Raw genomic sequence first — 21,603 nt, 5'->3', positions numbered from 1 at the left:
CCGCATCCCTTCAATCGCCCGATTTCCGGGCGATTGCAAGGCGGTGAGGCAGGTAGGCGGTGCTGCTATCGCACAAGGATGTTGCGGAACTGCCACGGGTCGTTCCGGTCGAGGTCTTCCGGGAACAGGCCGGGACGGTTATCGAGCGGCGTCCAGTCGGTGTAGTAGCCCTTGACCGGTCCGAGGTACTGGGACTGCACTTCCAGGCACCGCCTGTAGTCCATCTCGTCGGCTTCGACGATGCCGGCCTCGGGGTTTTCCAGCGCCCAGACCATGCCCGAGAGCACCGCCGAGGTGACCTGCATGCCGGTGGCGTTCTGATAGGGCGCCAGCTTGCGCGCCTCGGCGAGTGACAGCTGCGAGCCGTACCAGTAGGCATTCTTGTCGTGGCCGTAGAGCAGCACGCCGAGTTCGTCGACGCCGTCGATCAACTCGTTCTCGTCGAGCACATGATGCACCGGCTGAGGCTTGCCGGCGGCGCCGAACATCTCGTCGAGCGACAGCATCGCGTCGTTGCAGGGATGATAGGCATAGTGGCAGGTCGGGCGGTACTGGACCTTGCCCTTCTTCGAACGCACGGTGAAGAAATCGGCGATCGAGATCGCCTCATTATGCGTCACCAGCAGGCCGTATTGCGCGCCGGGAGTCGGACACCACGAGCGCACGCGCGTGTTGGCGCCCGGCTGCTCCAGATAGATGGCTGCCTTCGAGCCGTGCTTGTGCTTCTTGGCGTTCTTCGGCATCCATGTCTCGTGTGTGCCCCAGCCAAGTTCCGCGGGCTGCAGGCCCTCGGAGATGAAGCCTTCGACCGACCAGGTGTTCCAGAACACATCCATCGGTTTCGGCTTCTTGGTGCGCTGGGTGTCGCGTTCGGCGATGTGGATGCCCTTGACGCCGGCCTTCTTCATCAGCTTGGCCCAGCCCTCGCGGTCGTCCTGCGCGGGCTCCGAGAATTCCAGGCCAAGATCGGTGGCGAGATTGACCAACGCCTGCTTGACGAACCACGAGACCATGCCTGGATTGGCGCCGCAGGTGGAGACTGCCGTGGCACCGCCGGGCTTGTCGTGCTTTTCCTTGAGCAGCGACTCGCGCAGCGCGTAATTGGTGCGGCTGGCGTTGTCCGCCTTGGCGTCGAAATAGAAGCCGAGCCATGGCTCGACGACGGTGTCGATGTAGAGCACACCGAGCTTGCGGCAGAGCCGCATCAGATCCACCGAGCCGGTATCGACCGACAGGTTGATGCAAAAGCCCTGGCCGCCGCCATTGGTCAGAAGCGGGGTCAAGAGCTTCTTGTAGTTCTTCTCGGTCACCGCTTCCTGGACGAAGGCGATGCCGCGCTCATCGAGCAGCTTGCGGTCGGTGTCGCGCGGGTCGATGACCGTCATGCGCGACTTGTCGAACTGGAAATGGCGTTCGATCAGCGGCAGCGTTCCCCGGCCTATCGAGCCGAAGCCGATCATCACGACAGGGCCGCTGATCTCACCGTAAACGGGCCAGTTTTCATTCGCCATTTTATCGAGCACTCCTTCAAAACCCAGGAAACTGGGAAAACATGCGCAAAACCGGGAATTTTTGCCCGGCGGCCATGCGCTACATCACAGATCATTGTCACAAACCAGCGAAAAGCGCCAACCAGCGGCTAGCTGCGTTGGCTACGTGGTTAAGGCTGAAACCGTGGATGAATGGCTCTACCCGAACCAAAGTTAGCTCATTTGCCAAGCGCAAGCGACGTGCCCCGTCCGTTCAACGGATTTTTGCCCTCGGCGCAGCTGTGGACGCCCGAACCACCAACTCCACGGGCAGAACGACTTGGCGGGGCGGTTGGTTGTCAAGAACCATGCGGGCGGCGAGCCTGCCTTTTCCGATCACGTCTTGCGCGACAGTCGTCAGCGGAGGTGTGGTGCGCGCGGATTCAGCAGTGCCATCGAAGCCAATGACCGACACGTGGCCCGGCACCTCTATGCCGCGACAAACCGCCTCGTCGAGTATTGTGATCGCCTGCCAATCCGACATGGTCAGGATCGCGGTTGCTTCAGGCACATTGTCGAACACCACCGCTCCAGCAGATGGATCGCCGGGCGTCGTCTCGATAATCGGGACATCGTCGATCGACAGGTTCGCCTCCGCCAAGCCCTGTTTGAAACCGTCAAGCCTTTCGTCATCGAGTGAGAAGCCGGCAAGAAGCGGGCGCTTTGCCTGTCCGGGCATGTGCACGATGGGAGGGCCTGGAGTTCTCCGTATGGACAGGATGGCAAAATGTCGGTGTCCCAGCCCAGTCAGATGCCGGACGGCAGCGACCGCGCCCCTCCTGCCGTCGATCTTTATCGAATTGATGTCGGGACCTGCGTCGCTTTCGAGAATGACGAAGGGCAGGCGCCGCCGTTGTGCCGATGTTATGAGACCGATGTCCCCGCTGTGACCAAGGATGAAGCCGTCAACGAGGGCCTCGCGGATGCTGGCGAAGCGGGTATTATCGGTGCCGTTTACAAGGCTGAGCGTCGTTCCGGCCTCGTCGCAGGCGAGCGAAACGCCCAGCACCAGCTCGCGGCCATAGGGACTTCTCATCACCTCGGCGATGGCGTAGGCGCCAGGTGGCATGAACCCGATGGCATTGAACTTGCCATCCCGCAGCAATCGACCCTTTGGATCGGGGCCGCCAAATCCAAGCGCTCGCGCAGCCGCTTCGACACGTTGGCGCAACTCAGGCCTAACCAGTTCCGGCCGGTTGAAGACGTTGGAAACAGTGCCCCGGGAGACACCGGCAGCCTTGCCCACGTCGGCTAGCGTTGGCATTGCGATTCACCCATTTCCCTTCAGTTAGACCATTTTTTGGAGCGCTCCAAGAATTTTGTTGACTCGAAAGTGGAAAGGGCGGATCGTATCACTTGGAGCGCTCCAAGTAGGCGTATCTGGCATTTTCGCGACTGAAACATCGAAGATCGTCAAATGGCTTGGTCGCAACGGCCATGCCCAGGGAGGGAGTTATGGCAGAAACCAATGTTTTTCCCGCCTCGCTTGTCGGTAAGACTTTCGACTGCGTTTTCGGCCCGTTCGTACCCCGGCTGACGTTTTTCTCGCCGGAAGAACTACATGTGCATGCGTCGATCGGAGCCACCAAAATTGACGAGGTGGTCAAGATCGACATGACCAGCGTACGCCCGAACCTCGTGCTCATGAGCTGGACGGAGCAGAGCGGCAACTTCATCGTGCAGTTGCAGGATCATGAGAAAGGGATCGTCCACAACTATGCGCGGCTGGCCGACGGGCAGCTCTTCTGTGCCCAAGGCGTCATTCAAGCCGTTGCGCCTGCGTGACGCTCCCGCGTCGGGGCCCGGCAGAGTGCGGCATCGACCGGCATACTGCTGTTTCCTAGTTGAAGTACTTCGGATTACGATCTGCTGAATTGCCGTCATCGATTTCCCTATTGAAGGAGGAAAGTGCGATGGAACTCGCTTACGACAGTCATCTGCTTGCCCGAATTCTGCTGAGCGTCGCGACCGTGGGCTACGGTGTGGTGACGATCAAAGCCGACCTCAACGCCACCCACGCCACCAATCCGCTGTGGACTCCGCACGCCCGGTTTCACGTCGTTTGGCAGGTGCTGAGCTACACCGGAGTCGCGCTGATTGCGCTGGGGCTTATCTGGATTGGAGGCCCACTCCAAGCCGAGCGGCTCTATCTCGCCGGGGGATTGGGCGTCGCCATGTATGGAGCGTTCTTCGTGGCCATGCTCTCACGACCGATCTATGGCGGCGTGCTCTACGACGAGAACGGCTACCTGCCATTCCGACCGCCGTTCGGACCGGCGGGTTGGCGGTGGGATGTCAACGTCACCGTCTTTACCGCGATGTCCGCGATCCTGCTGCTGGGCTTGGCCGCGATTTAGGACAGCGCCAGCACCCCGAGCCGGTCGACCAGCCGATCGCGGTCTGATGTCAGGCCCTTATAGTCGAGTTGGGCGAGATCGAGCGCTTCGAGCTGGGCGGCGAAAGACGCCGCGAGCTTCGCCCGATCAGGGTGCCTGGCCAGCACGGCGAGCGGGTCGAGATGGATGCGGATGGTGAACAGGATATCGCGTGAAACAGGCAGTTTGCGCAGGGTCTGCCGCTCGACGCGGATGAACGCATGAGCGTCGATATCGCCATCGGGAAAGCGCGACGGCCGGTTGGTCGCGCGGTCGATGCGCTGCAGGTCGGAGAGCGGATGATAGAGCGCGTTGTCGGACTGGATCGACCAGTTGTAGCGCTCGACGGCCTGCCCCTGGAGGCCATCGAACATCCGGTTGATGAGTTCCGCCGGACGCGTGCCCGGGCCGAAACCCGGCACCGGCGCGTGGATGTCCTGCAGCGGCTTGCCAAATTTTTCCAGGAGCGACCAGGACGAGGGGAAGCAAAGCGAGCCGGCAACCAGCCGCCAGCCGCTGTCGCCACGGCGCATCAGGATCAGGTCTTCCTGGACGAGCTGTGAGGCCTTGGCCAGCGGCGCATCGGCGAGGGAAGCAGGCAGACGGCCCGCCGCGCCCACCACCTCGATGCCTGATCCGCCGAGCCGATGGGTTTCGGGGAACCTCTCCAGGAGATGCGCAGCGAGCAAGTCGAGCACTTCCTGCTGGGCATCGCGCGTGCCGTCCTCCTCGACGAAAACGCGCTCTGGGATTTCGGCATAGAGCCGGTGCTTTTCGGCGAGATACGGCAGCAGATGGCCGTCGATCTCGATCCAGTCCGCCGGATCGAGCGGCTTCAGCCCGATACTGAACAGTTTCGACGAGCCGTCATAGGGCGTGTGGGTGGGGAGCGTATGCTCTGGGGGCGTGTGAGTGGGCACAGTCGTCCTGTTTCAGGTCAGTCTTGCGGGGATCAGTCCGCGCAGCGAATTGCCGACGAACAGGGACTTGGCGGATTTCAGATCGTCCAAGCTGTAGATCGCTTCGCGGGCGCGGCCTTCATCCAGAAGCTGCGCGCGCAATACACCAGGCAGCAGGCCGCAGTCGAGCCGGGGCGTGGCCAGCACGCCGTCGCCGAGATCGGCAAAGACATTGGTGATCGTGCCTTCACAGATCTCGCCGCGCTCGTTGGCCATAAGCACCTCGTCGGCCTGGGTGATGAGGTGTTCGGCGCGGGCACGCGTGTAGAGCTGCCGCCGGCTGGTCTTGTGGCGCAGCAGCGTGTCGTGCGAATCGAGCCTCGTCCGCGCCAGCCGCAGCATCCAGACCTTGTCGGCGGCGAGCGGTTCATAAGGCTGCGCCGAGGCCGCCACCTCACCATCGTGCGACAGGACGAGCCGCGTGCGCATGGCAACGCCGGAACCGCCGACTGCGCTGCTCAGTGCCTCGCCGACCTTGCCTGGAGCACAGCGGAAGCCGAGCTCCGCCGCCGAGCCATAGAGGCGCGCAAGATGGCGATCGAAGCGCAGGAAGCCCGGGCCGGGTTCCCAGCGCATGGTCTCGATCAACTGAAAGTCGGCGGTGTTCCCGTCGCGAAGCGCGCTTTCAGCAGACACTCCTGATACTCCTCCTGCGCCGTCGAATCGAAGACGACGCCGCCTCCGACATTGTAGACGGCCTCGCCGCCCGAAAAGAGCGAGATGGTGCGGATCGCCACGGAAAAGCGCATCGGGCCGCCGGGCGCGATCCAGCCTATGGCGCCGCAATAGGCATCGCGGGGCGTGCCTTCCAGGTCGCGCAGGATCTCCATGGCACGGATCTTAGGCGCGCCGGTGATCGAACCGCAAGGAAACAGCGCCGCGAAGATCTGGCGGATAGAGAGACCCGGCAGCAGTTTGGCCCTGACGTCGCTCACCATCTGATGCACGGTCGGGTAAGTCTCGATGCGGAACAGCGCCGGCACGTCCAGCGTGCCGACCTCGCTGATCAACGAGATATCGTTGCGCAGGAGATCGACGATCATGCGGTTTTCGGCCTGATTCTTCTCGTCATTGCGCAGGAAGATCTTCTGCCGTTCGTCCTCGGCCTTGGTCGCGCCTCGCGGCGCCGTGCCCTTCATCGGATGCGTCTCGATCATGCCCTCGGCGTCGATCTCGAAGAACAGTTCAGGCGAGCGCGACAGCACGATGGGTTCACCGAGCGCGATCAGCGCGCCATATTTCACCGGCTGACGTTCCGTCAATGCATCGAAGGCGGCCAGCGGCTCGCCTGACCATTGCGCATGCACGGGAAAGGTCAGATTGCCCTGGTAGCAATCACCTTGCCGGATGTGCTGGTGCAGCCGCGAGAAGCGTTTTTCATAATCCTCCGGCGACCACGTCGCACGGGCGTCGAAGATCGGGCCGTTGGTCGCCGTGGTGTCGCGCGGCGGCACCGCCTCTTCGACCGGGGCATCGAAAACCCCAAGGCACACGAGTGGGGCCCGGCGTCCATTCGGCAGCAGGGGAACGAGCTTGGGTTCGAGCAGGTAGCCCGCCTCATACGAGAAATAGCCGGCAAGCCATTTGCCTGCATCATGCGCGGCTTGTGCTGCTTCCAGAGCCGGTTCGAAATCCCCTGCTTCGTGCGCCACGATGATATCGGCCGGCCGGTCGAAAACGAGCTGGCGCGCGCTTTTGTCATTGCGAAAAATTGCGGCGGGCAGGGACATGGGACTCATGCTGCGGTCTATGAAGCATCAACCGCTCTATATGGGGTGCCGCCCGCGCGCAATCGAGGGAACGGCACGCTGCCTCTTAAAGCCGACGTTTGGGCCAACTCAGGAACCAAGAGTAACGGCGGCGCCGATATGGCGCCGCCGCTTGCAATCTTCAGGTCGTGCCTGGCGATCAGCTGTTGCTGGACGTTCCGGCTGTTGGAAACTGCTTGGCGAATTCCTTCTCGTTGCCGGCGGCGAGCAGCTTGGCCTGCTCGATCCAGCGTTCGCGCGCGATGCGGCCGTCGAAATTCATGACGTCCTCGATCCGTTTGACATCGGCGGCGGTCCAGGACGCGATCTGGGCGAAGCTGGTGACGCCTTGCGCCTTGAGCAGCTTCTCGTTGACCGGACCGATACCGATCAGCCGGCGCAGATTGTCGGGCTTTCCGGATGCTGGGCCGGATGCTGGCTTGGCTGTTGCAGACTTGGCTGTTGCAGGTTTGCTCGTTGCGGATTTGGCTGGAGCCGAGGTTTTGGTGGCGGCGGGTTTCGCTGCCGGCTTGGCAGCGACCGCTTTCGCAGCGGCCGGTTTGGCCGGCGCCGGCTTTGTGGCGGCGGATTTGGCCGTCACGGGGGTCGACATCAGGGCCGCCGGCGCCTGGCTTGCCGGCTTTGCCGCGCTGCTTCCGGCGGCAGGTGCGGCCGACGCTTCACGCAGCCGGCGCTCGAGGTCGGCGCGGGTCTTGCCGCATGCATCGAGTTCGCCGGTCAGGCGGTCGCCGTCGGTGCGCAGCCTGTCGCGTTCGCTGCGTGTACGGTCGAGGTCGCCGCGCAAGCTGTCGAGTTCACCGCGCAGGCGCCCCCAAAGGAACCAGCCGACCAACACGCCTATCAGGAACGCCAGGACCACGTAGAAAAAAGTGCCCATTGTCTCTCTCCAGTCAGATCCGTCTGCCGTGGGTCATGACCTTCGGCGAAGGACTACTCTTGGTGGTTCCGCGGTAAGCAGAACAGCCGGCTTCGGTTCGAGCTGTCGGCGATCGGCTTTGCTTGCCCATGGCCAACGACCGTTGTCGCGTTCGCCTGAGCGCCACGGCCGGCTGAGATTTCTCCTCGCCGATCCGCATGCGCTCCGGCTGAGCTTGGAGTGAAGGCTATCATAGAGCTTGTGGAAAGCTATCGGAAAACTTCGGTGGAGAGTACTTCAAGAACAGATATTTAGGACGATAGTAGAGCTGTCCCAACATGCATTCCGGCTAAACTGTTAGAGGGACGCGTTTCAAGCGTCGAGCGCTTCCAGCTCGTCGATCAGGCCGCTGATGACGCCAAGTCCGATCTGCCAGAAGGCGGGATCGGTGGCGTCGAGCCCGAAGGGCGCCAGAAGCTCGGAATGATGTTTGGTGCCGCCGGCGCGCAGCATTTCGAAATACTTGTCTTGAAAGCCGCGCTCGGCGTTCTGGTAGACCGCGTAGAGCGAGTTTACCAGACAGTCGCCGAAAGCATAGGCATAGACGTAAAAGGGCGAATGGATGAAGTGCGGGATGTAGGTCCAGAACACCTCGTAGCCTTCGCGCAGCTTGATCGCGGGACCCAGACTTTCGGCCTGCACTTCGAGCCAGAACTGGCCGAGCCTGTCGGAGGTCAGTTCGCCGTTCTTGCGTTCGGCATGCACCTTGCGCTCGAATTCATAGAAGGCGATCTGGCGTACGACCGTGTTGATCATGTCCTCGACCTTCTGGGCGAGCATGGCCTTGCGCTCGCGCCGGTCGGTGGTCTGGTCGAGCAGCGAGCGGAAGGTCAGCATCTCGCCGAAGACCGATGCCGTCTCGGCCAGCGTCAGCGGCGTCGAGGCCATCAGTGCGCCCTGGCCGCCGGCCAGCACCTGATGCACCCCATGGCCAAGCTCGTGCGCCAGCGTCATCACATCGCGCGGCTTGCCCATGTAGTTGAGCAGGACATAGGGATGCGCCGACGGCACGGTCGGATGCGCGAAGGCGCCAGGCGACTTGCCGGGCCGCACCGGCGCGTCGATCCAATTGCGGTCGAAGAAGGTTCGCGCGATCTCGGCCATGTCGGGCGAAAAGCGCTGATAGGCGGACAGCACGGTGTTCCTGGCCTCGTCCCAGCCAATGATCGCCTGGGGCGTATCCGGCAACGGCGCGTTGCGGTCCCAGTGGTTCATCACCTCCATGCCCAGCCAGCGTGCCTTCATCGCGTAATAGCGGTGCGACAGGCGCGGATAGGCATCGCGAACGGCGGAAGCCAGGGCGTCCACCACGCTGCGCTCGACGCGGTTGGCGAGATGGCGTGAATCGGCGATGTCCTCGAAGCCGCGCCAGCGGTCGGATATCTCCTTGTCCTTGGCCAGCGTGTTGGTGATCAGCGTGAAGGTGCGCAAATTTTTGCGGAAGGTCGTGGCCAGCGCCTCGGACGCCCGGCGGCGCACCTCGCCGTCGGCGTCCTGCAAACGGTTCAGCGCCGGCTCCAGCGTCAGTTCCTCGCCGTCGTTGTCGAAGCGAAGGTCGGTCATCGTCTCGTCGAACAGGCGGTTCCAGGCGCCGCGCCCGGTGATCGACTTTTCGTGGAAGAGCTGCTCGACGCGGTCCTCAAGCTGGTAGGGCTTGTCCTTGCGCAGATCGAGCACCCACGGCCGGTAGTGACCGAAGGCGGGATCGCCGGCGAGCGCGCCTTCGATCGACGCATCGTCGATCAGGTTGAGTTCGAGCGCGAAGAACAGAAGGTGCGCGCTGGCGTCGGTCATCTTCTCCTGGACGTCACCATAGAGCTTGGCGCGCTGGGGATCAGCGGTGTTTCCGGCATAAACCAGACCCGCATAGGAGACGATGCGGCCGATCAGTTCCTCCAGCGCTTCGTAGGCGACGAGCGCCTCGCCCAGCCTGCCGGCGCTGCCGCGCTCGGCCTCGGCGGCCAGCGTGCCCTTCCAGCGGCTTTCGAAGCTGACCGCGTCAGTGGCGGCCTTGGCGATGTCGCGCTTCAGTTCTGGCGCGTCCATGCCGGCATAGAGGTCGGCAAGGTTCCATTCCGGCAGGTCGCCCAGCTCGGCCGCGCCCTGACCGGACGCCGGCGCCGCCAGCCGCCGTGCGGAACCCATGTGGCCAGAATCCTTATGCATTGCCGACACCTTCCGTGGCCAAGGTTCAAGGAGAAACGAGAAGCCGGTCAAATCCTAAGGAATTCATTCACCGGGTTTTTTGAAACCTTATTTAGAACCCTGTGCCAAGATGGTCCACAGGGCAGGATTCCTCGGGCGGGCGTAGTTGTATCAGTCATGACAGGTTCCATACTCATAGTCGATGACGATCCGGTGCAACGCCGGCTGCTCGAAGCGGCGGTGACGCGGTTCGGCTACAGCGCAATCGTTGTCGACGGCGGCGCGGCCGCTCTCGATATCCTCGATGGACCCCGCGCCCGCGAGGTGTCGGTGGTCATCCTCGATCTGGTCATGCCCGGTCTCGACGGTATCGGCGTGCTGAAGGCGATGCGCGAGCGCGACATCAACGTGCCTGCCATCGTGCAGACCGCTCAGGGCGGCATCGAGACCGTGGTTTCGGCGATGCGTCATGGCGCCTTCGATTTCGTCGTCAAGCCGGCGTCTCCCGACAGGCTGCAGGCGTCGATCGGCAATGCGCTCAAGGTCGAGGCCGTCGAGGGCGAGGTCAAGCGCACGTCGCGCCGGCGCGGCGGCCTTCTGACCTTCAAGGACATGATTACGCACAGCCCGGCCATGGACAGGGTGATCCGTCTTGGCCAGAAAGCGGCGGCATCCAACATCCCGATCCTGATCGAGGGCGAGTCCGGCGTCGGCAAGGAACTGGTGGCGCGCGCCATCCAGGGCAGTGGCGACCGCCGCTCGAAACCCTTCGTCACCGTCAATTGCGGCGCCATCCCCGACAATCTGGTCGAATCGATCCTGTTCGGCCATGAGAAGGGCTCGTTCACCGGCGCCACCGACAAACACACGGGCAAGTTCGTCGAAGCGCATTCGGGCACACTGTTTCTCGACGAGATCGGCGACCTGCCGCTCGACGTGCAGGTCAAGCTGTTGCGCGCGGTCCAGGACGGCGAGGTCGATCCGGTCGGCGGACGCTCGACCGTCAGGGTCGACATCAGGCTGATTTCGGCGACGCACCGCAACCTCCTGCAGCAGGTCAAGGACGGCAAGTTCCGCGAGGATCTGTTCTATCGGCTGAACGTCTACCCGATCTTCGTGCCGCCGCTGCGCGACCGCCGCGACGACATCCCCTATCTGGTCACCCATTTCATGGAGAAGGTGGCGCCGGCCGACCCGCACCGTCGCCTGCAGGGTATTTCGGCGGCAGCGCTCGCCGTGCTGCAGGCCTATGACTGGCCTGGAAACATCCGGCAGCTCGAAAATGCCGTCTTCCGGGCCTCGGTGCTTTGCGAAGGCGATGTGCTTTCCGCCGAGGACTTCCCGCAGATACGGGCGCAAGTGGAAGGCACCGTCAACCTGGATATGGACGGCGATGCGCCGGCGCCCTCCCAGTCTTTGCAGGAGCGCGAGGACGAAGCCTTGCCCGGCGAGGGCGGCCCAGCAATCGCGTTCGATCCGCCGGCAAGGCTGCAGCCTCGCTTCGGCACGTTGCGGGCGCTCGACGAGCGCGGCAATGTGCGGGCACTGGCCGATGTCGAACTCGAGATGATCAAGCTTGCCATCGATCACTACAACGGACAGATGAGCGAAGTCGCCCGCCGGCTCGGGATCGGTCGCTCGACGCTCTATCGCAAGCTCAAGGAACACGGCATCGATCCGGAGACGGGCCGCGTAGACCGGCTCGCCTCCTAAGGGCGATGCCGGGCTGAGCTTCGGAATCCGGCTTGCCGCAAGGCCGACGCTAGCTTGCAATGCCACAGCAGGCCTTGTATCGCCATTTCGGCGGCATTGTGGCTGTGTCATGGACAGCTCTGTTCACGCATTAAGGCTAACGGTAACAGATCGTGTTCGGGCCGAAGGCGGAAATCTGATCTAAACCAGCGGTTTACCAAGAAACCTTGTGAACAATTTTTGACGGGATATCGCCACGGTGTTACCGCATTTCGGCTTCAATAAGCGATGATTAACCATTAGGATCGATATTCGGGTGTGCTAATGCCACATCCGTTTGGACAAATCCGGGGACAAACGGCAGCCTGCAAGGCCTTTTGATTTGAACAGAATCGAACGACACACAAACAGGCGGCACCATCATTTGAGCGTCTGGCCGAAGTGGCTGGCAGTGTTGGTTGTCGCTTTTGGTTTTGTTGCCGCGGCTGCGAGCGGAGCCAGCGCCGAAACACGGTCGCTGAAGCTTTATCATCTCCACACCCACGAGAAGGCCGAGATCGTCTACAAGCGCAACGGCCGCTACGTTCCCGAGGGTCTCAGGAAGATCAACATCATTTTGCGCGACTGGCGTCGCAACGAGCCGACCAAGATGGATCCGCGCCTGCTGGATCTGGTCTGGGAAGCGTATCGGGAAGCCGGCGCCACGGACTACATCCAGGTCATCTGCGGCTATCGCTCGCCGTCGACGAACTCGATGCTGCGTGGCCGCAGCAGGGGCGTCGCCGAGAAGAGCCAGCACATGCTCGGCAAGGCGATGGATTTCTATATTCCCGGCGTGCCGCTTAAGAAGCTGCGCAACATCGGTCTCAAGATGCAGGGCGGCGGCGTCGGCTACTATCCGTCATCCGGTTCGCCGTTCGTCCACATGGATATCGGCAATGTGCGCCATTGGCCCGGTATCAGCCGGCAGGAACTGGTCAGCCTGTTCCCCAATGGCAAGACGCTGCATGTGCCGAGCGACGGCAGGCCGCTGCCCGGCTTTGAGCAGGCGCTCGCCTCCTACAAGGCGCGCAAGGGTTCAGGCTCGCCGGCCATCGAGATGGCCAGTGCTGGCGGCAGCGGCAAGAAGTCAGGTGGCTTCCTGTCGGCTTTCTTCGGTGGCGGCGGCGACGACGAGGCCGACGACAGCGCCGATGTCCAGACCGCTTCGGCCGCCCCTCCGCCCAAAGCGAGAAACCTGAAGCCGGCAGCGGCAGCCAAGACCAGCAACCTCCCGGGCATTGCCATCGTGGCGCCGGAGAATGCGCGGCGCGCCGAGATTCCGCAGGTGGCCGAGCAGCAGGCTCCGGAGCCGGAAGAGGACACGCCGGAGACGATCATCGCGGCATTGCCGGCCCGAAGCGTTCCGCTGCCGGATTTCGCACCGCGGCCAAAAGCCGATGTCGGCGCTCAGCAGCCTGAGAATGTTCCTTTTGCGATGGCGGAGGCGACAGCCACCACCGAGCAGGCCGTGGCGACCGCGCATGCGCCGGCGAGCGTTCCTTTCGGCGTGGCCGATGCAACGGCTTCGGCTAATCCGGCCCAGGTCGCGGTCAACAACATACCGTTGCCGACATGGCGTCCCGACAATTCGCTGCCGGCCGCTTTGGCTGCGCCGCCCAGCAAGGATGTGCTGATGGCGCTGGCCGAGACGGCTGATCAAAGCAAGACGGCGACCGATGCGTTCTCGGTGCTGCCGACGGCGCGGCCCGAGATGGCCAGGCCGGATGCGGTCAAGGCCGTGCTCGACCAAGCCAATGCCCAGGTCGGTGCGGCCGATTACCAGCTTGCTTCCTTGTCCGGATCCGAGCCGCGTTCGGCGTTCAACGATCCAGGCACCAACGCCGCATCGCCGCGCGATGCCGTCGTTGCCCGCCCAGTCGGTTCCGATCCGGCCGCCGCGATCGGCGCCGGCGTCAAGACGACCCGCAAGGAATCGAGAGCCACCGCCCGCGACCTGAAGCCAGGCCCCAAGGCCATGGTGGTTGCAGCCGCACCGCAGGCCGCCCGCTGGGCATTGACCAGCGGCGAGCATGTCGCCACCGTTTCAAGCGCGACGACGGCGCCGGGCTACGCCTACAGCATCGTGCACACGCCGCCGAGCGAAGTCTACACGGCCGGCTTCCAGCCGAGCAGCCAGGTGGCCGATGCCAACCGCTTCACCGGCAACGCCGTCAAGTTCATGTCGGTAGCCCGCTTCCAGACCAAATGACGGCAAATCAATCGACAAAGCCGCGCCGGGCAACCAGCGCGGCTTTTTGCTGTTCAGCGAACCGGGCCAGCCTGCACGGTCACGCGCGGCTGAACTTCTCGTGAAGCCGGAACGGTCGGCCTATTCCCCGGGTTAATACAGGTTCGTTCAAACCCGGGGAGATCCATGAAGAACATCCTATTGGCATCGGTCATCGCATTGGCAACCGCTTCGGCGGCCATCGCCCCTACGCAGGCCGAGACCATTGTCGTCAAAACTCATGACCATATGCACATGAAGAAGCACTGCCGGACCAAGGTGGTCACAAGCTGGAAGCATCACCACAGGGTGGTTGAAAAGGTTCGGGTCTGCAGCTGATCCGGTTCGGAGCCGATTTGACAAACCCGGTCGACGCGAGTCGGCCGGGTTTCTTCATCCCGTGGCCGAGGCCTTATTTCGCAAGCTTGCTCGCCGCGCGCGCCAGGGCTTCGATCTCGTCCCACTTGCCGGCCTTGACGAGGTCGTCGGGCGCCACCCAGGAGCCGCCGACGCAGACCACGTTGGGCAGGCTGAGATAGTCGGCCGCGTTCTTGGCCGAGATGCCGCCGGTCGGGCAGAATTTCACATCGGCGAGCGGCGAGGCGAAGGCCTTCAGCGAAGCGATGCCGCCCGACTGCTCGGCCGGGAAGAATTTCAGGAAGCGCAAGCCGGCTTCCCGCGCCGCCATGATCTCGCCGGGCGTGATGGCGCCGGGCAGCAGCGGAACATCGCTGCCGGCGGCTGCCGACAGAAGCTCGCGGGTGATGCCGGGGCTGACGATGAAGCGCGAGCCCGCGGCAGCCGCCTCTTCGAACTGCCTGGCATCGAGAATGGTGCCGGCGCCGACGATGGCGTCCTCGACTTCACCAGCGACCCGCCGGATAGCTTCCAGCGCATCGGCGGTCCTCAGCGTGATCTCGATCGCGGGCAGGCCGCCGCGCGCCAGCGCGCGCGCCAGCGGCACGGCATTGGCGACATCGGAGATCTTCAGCACCGGGATGACCGGCTGGCCGTTGAGGAGCGACAGGAGTTTTTCGGTCTTGCTGGGCATGTGTCTCTCCGTGGCGTGGACAATTCAACCGATTAGCAGAAGGCCGTTTTCCTGTCCACGAAACCGGCCGTGTCGCGATGTCACGTGTCGCCCATGCTCGCCAAGCTTAGCTCACAAAGGCGGCTGCCAGCTCGGCGGCGGTGTCGGCAGGTTTGTGCCGGCAGCTTTGTCAGGATAGGAATTTTTTCTTGACTCCCTGATCTCAGCTATGGTACAAATTCGCCTATGGTGCAGATTTGCGCCCGGGACCTCCGAACAGGATGCCTGCTTTGCCTTGAATAGGCTTTCGTGAGCGTCTAGTGGCTTCGGCAATGACATCACTTCCACCCTTCCGCGTCGCAGCGCTCTACCGGTTTGCCCGGCTCGACGCTTTCGAAGAACTGCGCGCGCCGCTCGCCGCCTTCTGCTGCGGGCGCGGCATCAAGGGCACGCTGCTGCTGGCGCATGAAGGCATCAACGGCACCGTCGCCGGCAGCGAGGCGGCAATTGCCGAACTGATCTTGTATCTCGAAGCCATCGAAGGGCTGGCGGGCCTCGAGGTCAAGTACAGCGCAGCCGCGGACATGCCGTTCCACCGCATGAAGGTGCGGCTGAAGCGCGAGATCGTTACCATGGGTGTCGATGACATCGATCCTTCGAAAAGTGCCGGCACCTATGTCGCGCCGGCCGACTGGAACGCTCTGATTTCGCAGCCCGGCACTGTCGTCATCGACACGCGCAATGCCTACGAGGTGTCGATCGGCACATTCAGGGGTGCGATCGACCCGGGCACCGCAAGCTTCCGCGAGTTCCCGGCCTGGGTGGAGGCGCACCGGGGGGAACTCGAAGGCCGCAAGGTGGCGATGTTCTGCACCGGCGGTATTCGCTGCGAAAAGGCAACCGCCTATGTCAAATCGCTCGGCTTCGAGGATGTCTTCCATCTCAAGGGCGGCATTCTCAAATATCTCGAAGAGGTTCCGGCCGAACAGAGCCTCTGGCAAGGCGAGTGCTTCGTCTTCGACGAGCGCGTTTCGGTGTCGCACGGCCTCGCCGAGGGCGAAGCGGAACTGTGCCGCGCCTGCCGCCACCCGCTGACACCGGGCGACCTGACGTCGCCCAAATTCGCCGCCGGTATTTCCTGCCCGCATTGTTTCGATGCGCGTTCGAACGAGGACCGCCAGCGTTATGCCGAGCGCCAGCGCCAGGTCGAGCTTGCGCAGGCGCGGGGCAGAGAGCCGCATATCGGCTCCTGATCCAGGCATCGAGCTGCTGCAAAGCGGCCGCCTGTCATTGCAATGTCAAGTTTCGGGACCTACGTCTTCGACGTTCGAAACCTGCCCGTTCGGCCGGGCAAATCCTGGAGGCACTGAATGTTCGATCCCAAGAAGCTTCTCGACGATCTGCTCGGCTCGCAAATCCCCGGCACCAGCGGCACCGTCCGCGACAAGGCGGGGCAGGCCGTGCAGATGGCCAAGGACAATCCGCTGGCCGCCGGCGCACTGGCCGCCGTGCTGCTTGGAACTGGTGCCGGTCGTAACGTGACGGGCGCCGCGGTGAAGCTTGGCGGACTGGCCGCCATCGGCGGCCTCGCCTACAAGGCCTACCAGAACTACAAGGCCGGCAACGCACCCGCCGAAGCACCGGCCGCCGGCGAACCGGAATTGCTGCCGCCGCCCAAGGACACCGCCTTCCACCCGTCGCAGGCGCCGCAAGGCGAGGACGAATTCACGCTGACCCTGATACGGGCGATGATCTCGGCGGCGAAGGCCGATGGCCATATCGACGATGAAGAGCGCCAGAAGATCGCCGGCAAGCTCAGCCTGGCCGGCATAGACTCCGATGCCGAAAAGTTCCTGATGGCGGAGTTGGCAAGCCCGCTCGACCTCGACACGCTGGTCGCCGGCGCCAAGACCGACGCGCAGAAGCTCGAACTCTACACGGCGTCGCGCCTGACCATCGATCCCGACACCCGCGCCGAGCGTGGCTACCTCGACCTGCTTGCAGGCCGGCTCGGCCTGCCGGACGCGCTGGTCGACCATGTCGAGGCAACGGTTTCGGCGGCCAAGGTGCCGGCCACGGCAGGGACGTCACCCAATCCGCGCTGGTAGGCCAAAACGGCACAGGAGGCGCTTTCCGGGTTAACCTCTCGTTAACCCAGCAAGCGCATCATTCAACATAGTCGGATCGGCTTTTCCTCCTCCCAAGCCCGGTTCAGATCAGGGGCGGTCGCCAATGGCCGCCCTTTTTGTCGGCCCGATCGGATGGACACGCTTGCCATCGCCGCCGTCATTTGCGATGCCTTCCTTTTTCGAGCCAAACCCCGAAAATCAGTCGAGCAAGCGCAGCGCTGCCGGAGGACAACAGCCATGACCGAACAAAGAACCGCCATCGTCACCGGGGCCGGCACGGGCATCGGCAAGAGCGTCGCCACGGCGCTGCTCAAGGCGGGCTGGAACACAGTGTTCTGCGGACGCCGCAAATCCGTGCTGGATGCAGCCGTGGCCGAGGCCGGGTCCACCGATGCCAAGGCCCTGGCGGTTGCCTGCGATATCAGCAAGGCAGGCGAGGTCGACGATCTGTTCGAGACCGTGGCGGCGGCCTTCGGCCGTGTCGACCTGCTCTTCAACAATGCCGGCATGGGCTACAAATCGACGCCGATCGACGAGATACCGGTCGAAGTGTGGAACGATATCGTCGGCGTCAACCTCACCGGTTCGTTCCTGTGTGCCCGTGCCGCCTTTGGCGCCATGCGCAAGCAGAAGCCGATGGGTGGCCGCATCATCAACAACGGTTCGGTGTCGGCCTATGCGCCGCGCCCGGGCTCGGTGCCCTACACGGCGACCAAGCATGCCATATCAGGGCTGACCAAGACGCTGGCGCTCGACGGCCGGCCTTATGACATCGCCTGCGGCCAGATCGACATCGGCAATGCCCTGACCGATATGGCGCAGGCGATGACGGTCGGCGTGCCGCAGGCCAACGGCTCCATATCAGCCGAAGCGGTGATGGATGTTCAGCGCGTCGCCGACGCCGTCGTCCACATGGCCAGCCTGCCGCTCGACGCCAACGTGCTGTTCATGACCGTCATGGCGACCAAGATGCCGTTTGTCGGGCGTGGGTAGTTATTCTCCCGGTAGCTCTGCGCCGGGCAGATAGAGCGCGATAGGACGGATCTCGTAGACGGCGGTCGGATTGACGCGACGAAAGTCGCGCGCGATAGCGATGGCATCGTCCCGCGTCGGGCAGTCGACGACATAGAGGCCGAGAAGCTGTTCCTTGGTTTCGGCGAAGGGGCCGTCGACGATCAAGCCGCCGCGCAAGGTGCAGGCCGATTGTGTCGCGCCAAGCCGCGCCGACGGGCCAAGGCTGCCGTCGGCATAGAGCCCTTCATGGATCTTGAGCAAGTCAGCCATCAGCGCCGTATCTTCCTGCGGCGTCAGCGCCTTGATTGCGTCTTCCACATGATAGGCAAGGATTGCATAGAACATCCGATGTCACCCCACTTCGATCCTGATCCGAGGACCGTAGCCGTTCTCGACACGCACGCCCAGTCCCGGCCGCGCGCCTCCGGACGGCTCATGACACGGTCATGCCACAGCCGCAAATTGTCCGGAAGAGGACAGCGGGCCGCTTTCAAGCTTACTTCGCCAGGAAGGCCCCGATCCGTTCCAGCGCCCGCAAGATGTTCTCCTCGGAATTGGCGTAGGAGAGCCTGATATAGCCTTCGCCGAGAATGCCGAAATCGGGACCGCCGATCAGCGCCACGCCGGCCTCGTCGAGCAGCGCCGAGGCAAGTTTCTTGGCTTTCCAGCCGGTCTTCGAGACGTTGGGGAAAGCGTAGAACGCGCCTTTGGGCGTGATGCAGGACATATTGGGCAGCGCGTTCAGCCCCTCGACGACGATCTTCCGGCGGCGGTCGAAGGCGCCCATCATCTTGGCGACATCGTCTTGCGGGCCGTCGATTGCCGCGATGCCGGCGAACTGGCTCGGCGCGTTGACGCAGGACCAGCAGTTGACCGCCAGCTTGCGCACCTTGTCGTAGAGATGGGCGCCCCTGTCGCCATTCGGCCAGATCGACCAGCCCATGCGCCAGCCGGTCATCGCCCAGGTCTTCGACCAGCCATTGAGCACGATCAGCCGGTCGCGGATCTCGGGAAAGCCGAGCAGCGAGCAATGCGTCTCGCCATCATAGGTCATGACGTCGTAGATCTCGTCGGAGAGGATGGCGACCTGCGGATGCGCCTCCAGCCCCTTGACCAGTTTCTCGATCTCGGCACGCGGCGTGACGCCGCCGGTCGGATTGGCGGGCGAGTTGAGGATCAGCAGCCTGGTCTTCGAAGTGATCAGCGCCAGCGTCTCCTCGGCGGAGAAGGCAAAGCCGTTTTCCTCGCGCATCGGCACGGGAATAGGGGCTGCACCGGTGAACTCGATCATCGAGCGATAGATGGGGAAGCCCGGATCGGGATAGAGGATTTCGGCGCCAGGTTCGCCGAACATCAGGATCGCGGCGAACATGGTTGGCTTGCCGCCGGGCAGGATCATCACCGTTTCGGGCGATACTTCGACACCGGTGGTGGTGAGCGTGCGGCGCACCACCGCCTCGCGCGTCGCCAGCAGGCCATTGGCCGGTGTATAGCCGTGATGGCCGTCGCGCAGCGCCTTGATCGCCGCCTCGACGATGTGCTGCGGCGTCTTGAAGTCCGGCTGGCCGATGCCGAGATTGACAATGTCGCGGCCTTGTTGGGCAAGTGCTGTGGCCCTCGCGAGCACGGCAAAGGCGTTTTCCTCGCCAAGGCGGTCGAAGGCCGAAATCGTGTGGAGCATTTTTCCCGTCCGTGTGGTTCTTGCTGTTGGGTCGCGTTTTTGTGAGCTTCGGCTGGCAAAAGTCAAACGGATTGGAGCTTTCGGTGTCGGAAAATCTCAGGGATTGGCAACCGCGCCCGCGGCCCGAACGCAAGACCATCGACGGAAGCACTGTCCGGCTCGAACCGCTGAGTGCCGCAAAACATGGCGATGGCCTCTATGAAGCGTCCTCCGTGTCCGACATCGACGGCCGCTTCGCCTGGTTGCCCGATTATCCGCCGGAGACCCGCGCCGCCTTCCAGCCATGGCTGGACAAGGTCGAGGCCAGCGAGGATCCGCTGTTCTTCACCGTCATCGACAAGGCCAGCGGCAAGGTCGCCGGGCGCCAGACGCTGATGCGCATCGATCCGGCGTACGGCGTCATCGAGATCGGCAACATCTATTGGGGGCCGCTCATCTCGCGCAAGCCGGGTGCAACCGAAGCGCAGTTCCTGTTCATGAAATACATCTTCGACGAGCTCGGCTACCGCCGCTACGAATGGAAGTGCAACAACCGCAACGAGCCATCGAAGCGGGCCGCCGAACGGTTCGGCTTCAAGTTCGAAGGCATTTTCCGCCAGCATCTGATCGTCAAGGGTGAAAACCGCGACACTGCGTGGTATTCGATCATCGACAAGGAGTGGCCGGCGCTGCGCCGTGCCTACGAGGCATGGCTCGATCCGTTCAATTTCGATGGCGACGGCCAGCAGAAGCGACGGCTCGAGGATTGTCGCGCGGAATTCGGCGCCTAGGAGTTCGCCATTGGCACATACCCACGATCACAGCGGGCACGATCACAGCGGGCACGATCACATTGGGCACGATCATGGGCCCGGCCATGTCCATGGCTCGACCGACAAGAAACGCGTTCTGATCGCAGCCTGCCTGACCGGCGGCTTCATGGTCGCCGAAGCGCTTGGCGGCATCCTCACCGGCTCGCTGGCGCTGCTGGCCGATGCCGGCCACATGCTCGCTGACTCGATCGCGCTCGGCCTTGCCTGGTATGCGTTTCATCTTGGCGGCCGTCCGGCGACCGTTCGCCTCACCTATGGCTTCGGCCGGGTCAAGACGCTGGTGGCCTATACCAACGGCTTCGCCATCTTCGTCATCGCGCTGTGGATCGTCTACGAGGCCTGGGGGCGCCTGCAGGCGCCGGCACCGGTGCTTGGCGGGCCGATGCTGGTGGTGGCGATCCTCGGCCTGCTGGTGAACATCGGCGCGTTCTTCGTGCTGCATGGCGGCGACCGCGAAAGCCTGAACATGCGCGGCGCCATCCTGCATGTGCTTGGCGACCTGCTCGGCTCGGCGGCGGCCATCGCGGCGGCGCTGGTCATCCTGGCGACCGGCTGGACGCCGATCGACCCGATCCTGTCGGTCCTGGTCTCGCTGCTGATCCTCTACACGGCGTGGTCGCTGATGCGGGAAGCCGCCCATGTGCTGCTTGAGGGCGTGCCGCCAAGCCTCGACCGCGATCTGATCGCCCGGGATATCGAGGCGACGGTCCAGGGCGTGCGCGAAGTGCACCACATGCATGTCTGGTCGCTCGACGGGACCAGCAATATGGCGACGCTGCATGCCTGTCTCGACGAGGGCGTCGATGCGCATCAGGCGGTGAGTGCCGTCAAGAAGCGGCTTGCCAGCGAGCACGGCATCAGCCATGCCACCGTGGAACCGGAATTCGGCCAGTGCGCCGACGACGGCGACGAGCACGAGCATGGGCACGAGCATGAAGCGGCTGCATATCACGACCACCATCACTAGGACCGGATCGATCGATGTCGATTGTCCTGCCTCGGGAGTTGCAAAACCTTGAAAACCAGCTTGATGAACACCCGCTGCCCTGGTGCGGCGTGATGGATCGTGACACCAGGAATGCTCTTGTCGCTGCCGTGTGGATCATGCTTCTGTTCGGTATCGGCGCCTACTACCTGCCGACCGTGATGCTGGCACTCGGCAGCCTTTCGACCGTGCTGGCCGGCGCCTTTGGCATCGTTTTCGTGCTGGCGTTCTTCTCGGTGTTCTGGTTGCGGGCCCGCAACCAGCGCAAAAATCAGGGTAAATAGGCAAGGGATTTTCG

21 protein-coding genes are annotated in these 21,603 nt (G+C 63.3%); 11 read left to right on the top strand and 10 right to left on the bottom strand.

From position 1 onward, the window contains the following. Positions 1–65: 65 nt before the first annotated feature. Positions 66–1,511, bottom strand: a complete 1,446-nt coding sequence (locus AC0L3E_RS06490) for a homospermidine synthase (RefSeq protein WP_473604471.1) — start codon at positions 1,509–1,511, stop codon at positions 66–68. Between the two features lie 232 nt (positions 1,512–1,743). Further along, positions 1,744–2,775, bottom strand: a complete 1,032-nt coding sequence (locus AC0L3E_RS06485; RefSeq protein WP_292336292.1) for a LacI family DNA-binding transcriptional regulator — start codon at positions 2,773–2,775, stop codon at positions 1,744–1,746. A gap of 209 nt (positions 2,776–2,984) precedes the next feature. On the opposite strand from AC0L3E_RS06485, the gene AC0L3E_RS06480 reads away from it, so the two are divergent. After that, positions 2,985–3,314 carry a MoaF-related domain-containing protein gene (locus AC0L3E_RS06480; RefSeq protein ID WP_128309858.1) on the top strand — a complete coding sequence of 110 codons (330 nt, stop codon included), beginning with the start codon at positions 2,985–2,987 and terminating at the stop codon, positions 3,312–3,314. A gap of 128 nt (positions 3,315–3,442) precedes the next feature. Then, entirely contained in the window at positions 3,443–3,886 is a 444-nt protein-coding gene (locus AC0L3E_RS06475; RefSeq protein WP_127268297.1) for a hypothetical protein, read from the top strand. On the opposite strand, the gene AC0L3E_RS06470 is transcribed toward AC0L3E_RS06475, so the two are convergent. The 5 genes from AC0L3E_RS06470 to AC0L3E_RS06450 all read right to left on the bottom strand — a co-directional run bounded on the left by AC0L3E_RS06470 (position 3,883) and on the right by AC0L3E_RS06450 (position 9,693). Beyond that, positions 3,883–4,824, bottom strand: a complete 942-nt coding sequence (locus tag AC0L3E_RS06470; RefSeq protein WP_128309857.1) for a heme-dependent oxidative N-demethylase family protein — start codon at positions 4,822–4,824, stop codon at positions 3,883–3,885. The genes AC0L3E_RS06475 and AC0L3E_RS06470 overlap by 4 nt on opposite strands. Before the next feature lie 12 nt (positions 4,825–4,836). After that, a complete protein-coding gene (locus AC0L3E_RS06465; RefSeq protein WP_127268299.1) occupies positions 4,837–5,499 on the bottom strand; it encodes an aminotransferase class IV family protein in 663 nt (220 codons plus the stop codon). Further along, complete coding sequence (locus tag AC0L3E_RS06460) at positions 5,448–6,593, bottom strand: aminodeoxychorismate synthase component I (protein WP_127408467.1); 1,146 nt, start codon at positions 6,591–6,593, stop codon at positions 5,448–5,450. The genes AC0L3E_RS06465 and AC0L3E_RS06460 overlap by 52 nt, the downstream gene beginning before the upstream one ends. Before the next feature lie 178 nt (positions 6,594–6,771). Next, entirely contained in the window at positions 6,772–7,509 is a 738-nt protein-coding gene (locus tag AC0L3E_RS06455; RefSeq protein WP_473604470.1) for a proton-conducting membrane transporter, read from the bottom strand. A gap of 351 nt (positions 7,510–7,860) precedes the next feature. Continuing rightward, complete coding sequence (locus AC0L3E_RS06450; protein ID WP_473604574.1) at positions 7,861–9,693, bottom strand: M3 family oligoendopeptidase; 1,833 nt, start codon at positions 9,691–9,693, stop codon at positions 7,861–7,863. A 177-nt stretch (positions 9,694–9,870) separates the two neighbouring features. On the opposite strand from AC0L3E_RS06450, the gene AC0L3E_RS06445 reads away from it, so the two are divergent. The 3 genes from AC0L3E_RS06445 to AC0L3E_RS06435 all read left to right on the top strand — a co-directional run bounded on the left by AC0L3E_RS06445 (position 9,871) and on the right by AC0L3E_RS06435 (position 13,993). Continuing rightward, the gene (locus tag AC0L3E_RS06445) at positions 9,871–11,406 is read left to right on the top strand and encodes a sigma-54-dependent transcriptional regulator (protein ID WP_473604469.1); all 1,536 of its coding nucleotides are present in this window, start codon (positions 9,871–9,873) and stop codon (positions 11,404–11,406) included. A 403-nt stretch (positions 11,407–11,809) separates the two neighbouring features. Continuing rightward, positions 11,810–13,636 carry a peptidoglycan L,D-endopeptidase MepK gene (locus AC0L3E_RS06440; protein WP_128308115.1) on the top strand — a complete coding sequence of 609 codons (1,827 nt, stop codon included), beginning with the start codon at positions 11,810–11,812 and terminating at the stop codon, positions 13,634–13,636. Between the two features lie 165 nt (positions 13,637–13,801). Then, positions 13,802–13,993 (top strand): hypothetical protein, encoded by a 192-nt coding sequence (locus tag AC0L3E_RS06435; RefSeq protein WP_127272097.1) that lies wholly within the window; start codon positions 13,802–13,804, stop codon positions 13,991–13,993. Positions 13,994–14,066: 73 nt separating this feature from the next. Here AC0L3E_RS06435 and AC0L3E_RS06430 read toward each other — a convergent pair whose 3' ends face one another. Beyond that, positions 14,067–14,705, bottom strand: a complete 639-nt coding sequence (locus AC0L3E_RS06430; protein ID WP_023810049.1) for a 2-dehydro-3-deoxy-phosphogluconate aldolase — start codon at positions 14,703–14,705, stop codon at positions 14,067–14,069. Positions 14,706–15,016: 311 nt separating this feature from the next. Here AC0L3E_RS06430 and trhO point away from each other — a divergent pair, with 311 nt between their 5' ends. The 3 genes from trhO to AC0L3E_RS06415 all read left to right on the top strand — a co-directional run bounded on the left by trhO (position 15,017) and on the right by AC0L3E_RS06415 (position 17,806). After that, the gene (gene trhO / locus AC0L3E_RS06425) at positions 15,017–15,937 is read left to right on the top strand and encodes an oxygen-dependent tRNA uridine(34) hydroxylase TrhO (protein WP_128308114.1); all 921 of its coding nucleotides are present in this window, start codon (positions 15,017–15,019) and stop codon (positions 15,935–15,937) included. 117 nt (positions 15,938–16,054) lie between these two features. Continuing rightward, entirely contained in the window at positions 16,055–16,792 is a 738-nt protein-coding gene (locus AC0L3E_RS06420; protein WP_473604468.1) for a tellurite resistance TerB family protein, read from the top strand. Positions 16,793–17,050: 258 nt separating this feature from the next. Then, positions 17,051–17,806, top strand: a complete 756-nt coding sequence (locus AC0L3E_RS06415) for an SDR family oxidoreductase (RefSeq protein WP_128308113.1) — start codon at positions 17,051–17,053, stop codon at positions 17,804–17,806. On the opposite strand, the gene AC0L3E_RS06410 is transcribed toward AC0L3E_RS06415, so the two are convergent. Continuing rightward, positions 17,807–18,172: a YciI family protein gene (locus AC0L3E_RS06410; RefSeq protein ID WP_127320181.1), complete on the bottom strand. Its 366-nt coding sequence runs from the start codon at positions 18,170–18,172 to the stop codon at positions 17,807–17,809. It abuts the gene before it with no gap. Positions 18,173–18,323: 151 nt separating this feature from the next. Further along, positions 18,324–19,508, bottom strand: coding sequence for a pyridoxal phosphate-dependent aminotransferase (locus tag AC0L3E_RS06405; RefSeq protein WP_128308111.1), 1,185 nt, complete (start codon positions 19,506–19,508; stop codon positions 18,324–18,326). Between the two features lie 83 nt (positions 19,509–19,591). Here AC0L3E_RS06405 and AC0L3E_RS06400 point away from each other — a divergent pair, with 83 nt between their 5' ends. From AC0L3E_RS06400 to AC0L3E_RS06390, 3 genes are all read left to right on the top strand, one after another. Continuing rightward, the gene (locus tag AC0L3E_RS06400; protein WP_128308110.1) at positions 19,592–20,278 is read left to right on the top strand and encodes a GNAT family N-acetyltransferase; all 687 of its coding nucleotides are present in this window, start codon (positions 19,592–19,594) and stop codon (positions 20,276–20,278) included. A gap of 10 nt (positions 20,279–20,288) precedes the next feature. Further along, positions 20,289–21,287, top strand: coding sequence for a cation diffusion facilitator family transporter (locus AC0L3E_RS06395; RefSeq protein WP_473604467.1), 999 nt, complete (start codon positions 20,289–20,291; stop codon positions 21,285–21,287). An 89-nt stretch (positions 21,288–21,376) separates the two neighbouring features. Further along, on the top strand, positions 21,377–21,589 hold the full coding sequence (locus tag AC0L3E_RS06390) for a hypothetical protein (RefSeq protein WP_128308117.1): 213 nt from the start codon (positions 21,377–21,379) through the stop codon (positions 21,587–21,589). The last annotated feature ends 14 nt before the right edge of the window (positions 21,590–21,603 follow it).

The organism is Mesorhizobium sp. WSM4822 (assembly GCF_055811155.1).
This window is presented reverse-complemented; position numbering and strand designations above follow the sequence as displayed.

Excerpts from the sequence above, each read along its gene's own strand:
- AC0L3E_RS06490 (WP_473604471.1), bottom strand. The coding sequence starts at position 1,511 with ATGGCGAATGAAAACTGGCCCGTTTACGGTGAGATCAGCGGCCCTGTC.
- AC0L3E_RS06480 (WP_128309858.1), top strand. The coding sequence starts at position 2,985 with ATGGCAGAAACCAATGTTTTTCCCGCCTCGCTTGTCGGTAAGACTTTC.
- AC0L3E_RS06475 (WP_127268297.1), top strand. The coding sequence starts at position 3,443 with ATGGAACTCGCTTACGACAGTCATCTGCTTGCCCGAATTCTGCTGAGC.
- AC0L3E_RS06460 (WP_127408467.1), bottom strand. The coding sequence starts at position 6,593 with ATGTCCCTGCCCGCCGCAATTTTTCGCAATGACAAAAGCGCGCGCCAG.
- AC0L3E_RS06455 (WP_473604470.1), bottom strand. The coding sequence starts at position 7,509 with ATGGGCACTTTTTTCTACGTGGTCCTGGCGTTCCTGATAGGCGTGTTG.
- AC0L3E_RS06450 (WP_473604574.1), bottom strand. The coding sequence starts at position 9,693 with ATGGGTTCCGCACGGCGGCTGGCGGCGCCGGCGTCCGGTCAGGGCGCG.
- AC0L3E_RS06445 (WP_473604469.1), top strand. The coding sequence starts at position 9,871 with ATGACAGGTTCCATACTCATAGTCGATGACGATCCGGTGCAACGCCGG.
- AC0L3E_RS06435 (WP_127272097.1), top strand. The coding sequence starts at position 13,802 with ATGAAGAACATCCTATTGGCATCGGTCATCGCATTGGCAACCGCTTCG.
- AC0L3E_RS06430 (WP_023810049.1), bottom strand. The coding sequence starts at position 14,705 with ATGCCCAGCAAGACCGAAAAACTCCTGTCGCTCCTCAACGGCCAGCCG.
- trhO (WP_128308114.1), top strand. The coding sequence starts at position 15,017 with ATGACATCACTTCCACCCTTCCGCGTCGCAGCGCTCTACCGGTTTGCC.
- AC0L3E_RS06420 (WP_473604468.1), top strand. The coding sequence starts at position 16,055 with ATGTTCGATCCCAAGAAGCTTCTCGACGATCTGCTCGGCTCGCAAATC.
- AC0L3E_RS06415 (WP_128308113.1), top strand. The coding sequence starts at position 17,051 with ATGACCGAACAAAGAACCGCCATCGTCACCGGGGCCGGCACGGGCATC.
- AC0L3E_RS06410 (WP_127320181.1), bottom strand. The coding sequence starts at position 18,172 with ATGTTCTATGCAATCCTTGCCTATCATGTGGAAGACGCAATCAAGGCG.
- AC0L3E_RS06405 (WP_128308111.1), bottom strand. The coding sequence starts at position 19,508 with ATGCTCCACACGATTTCGGCCTTCGACCGCCTTGGCGAGGAAAACGCC.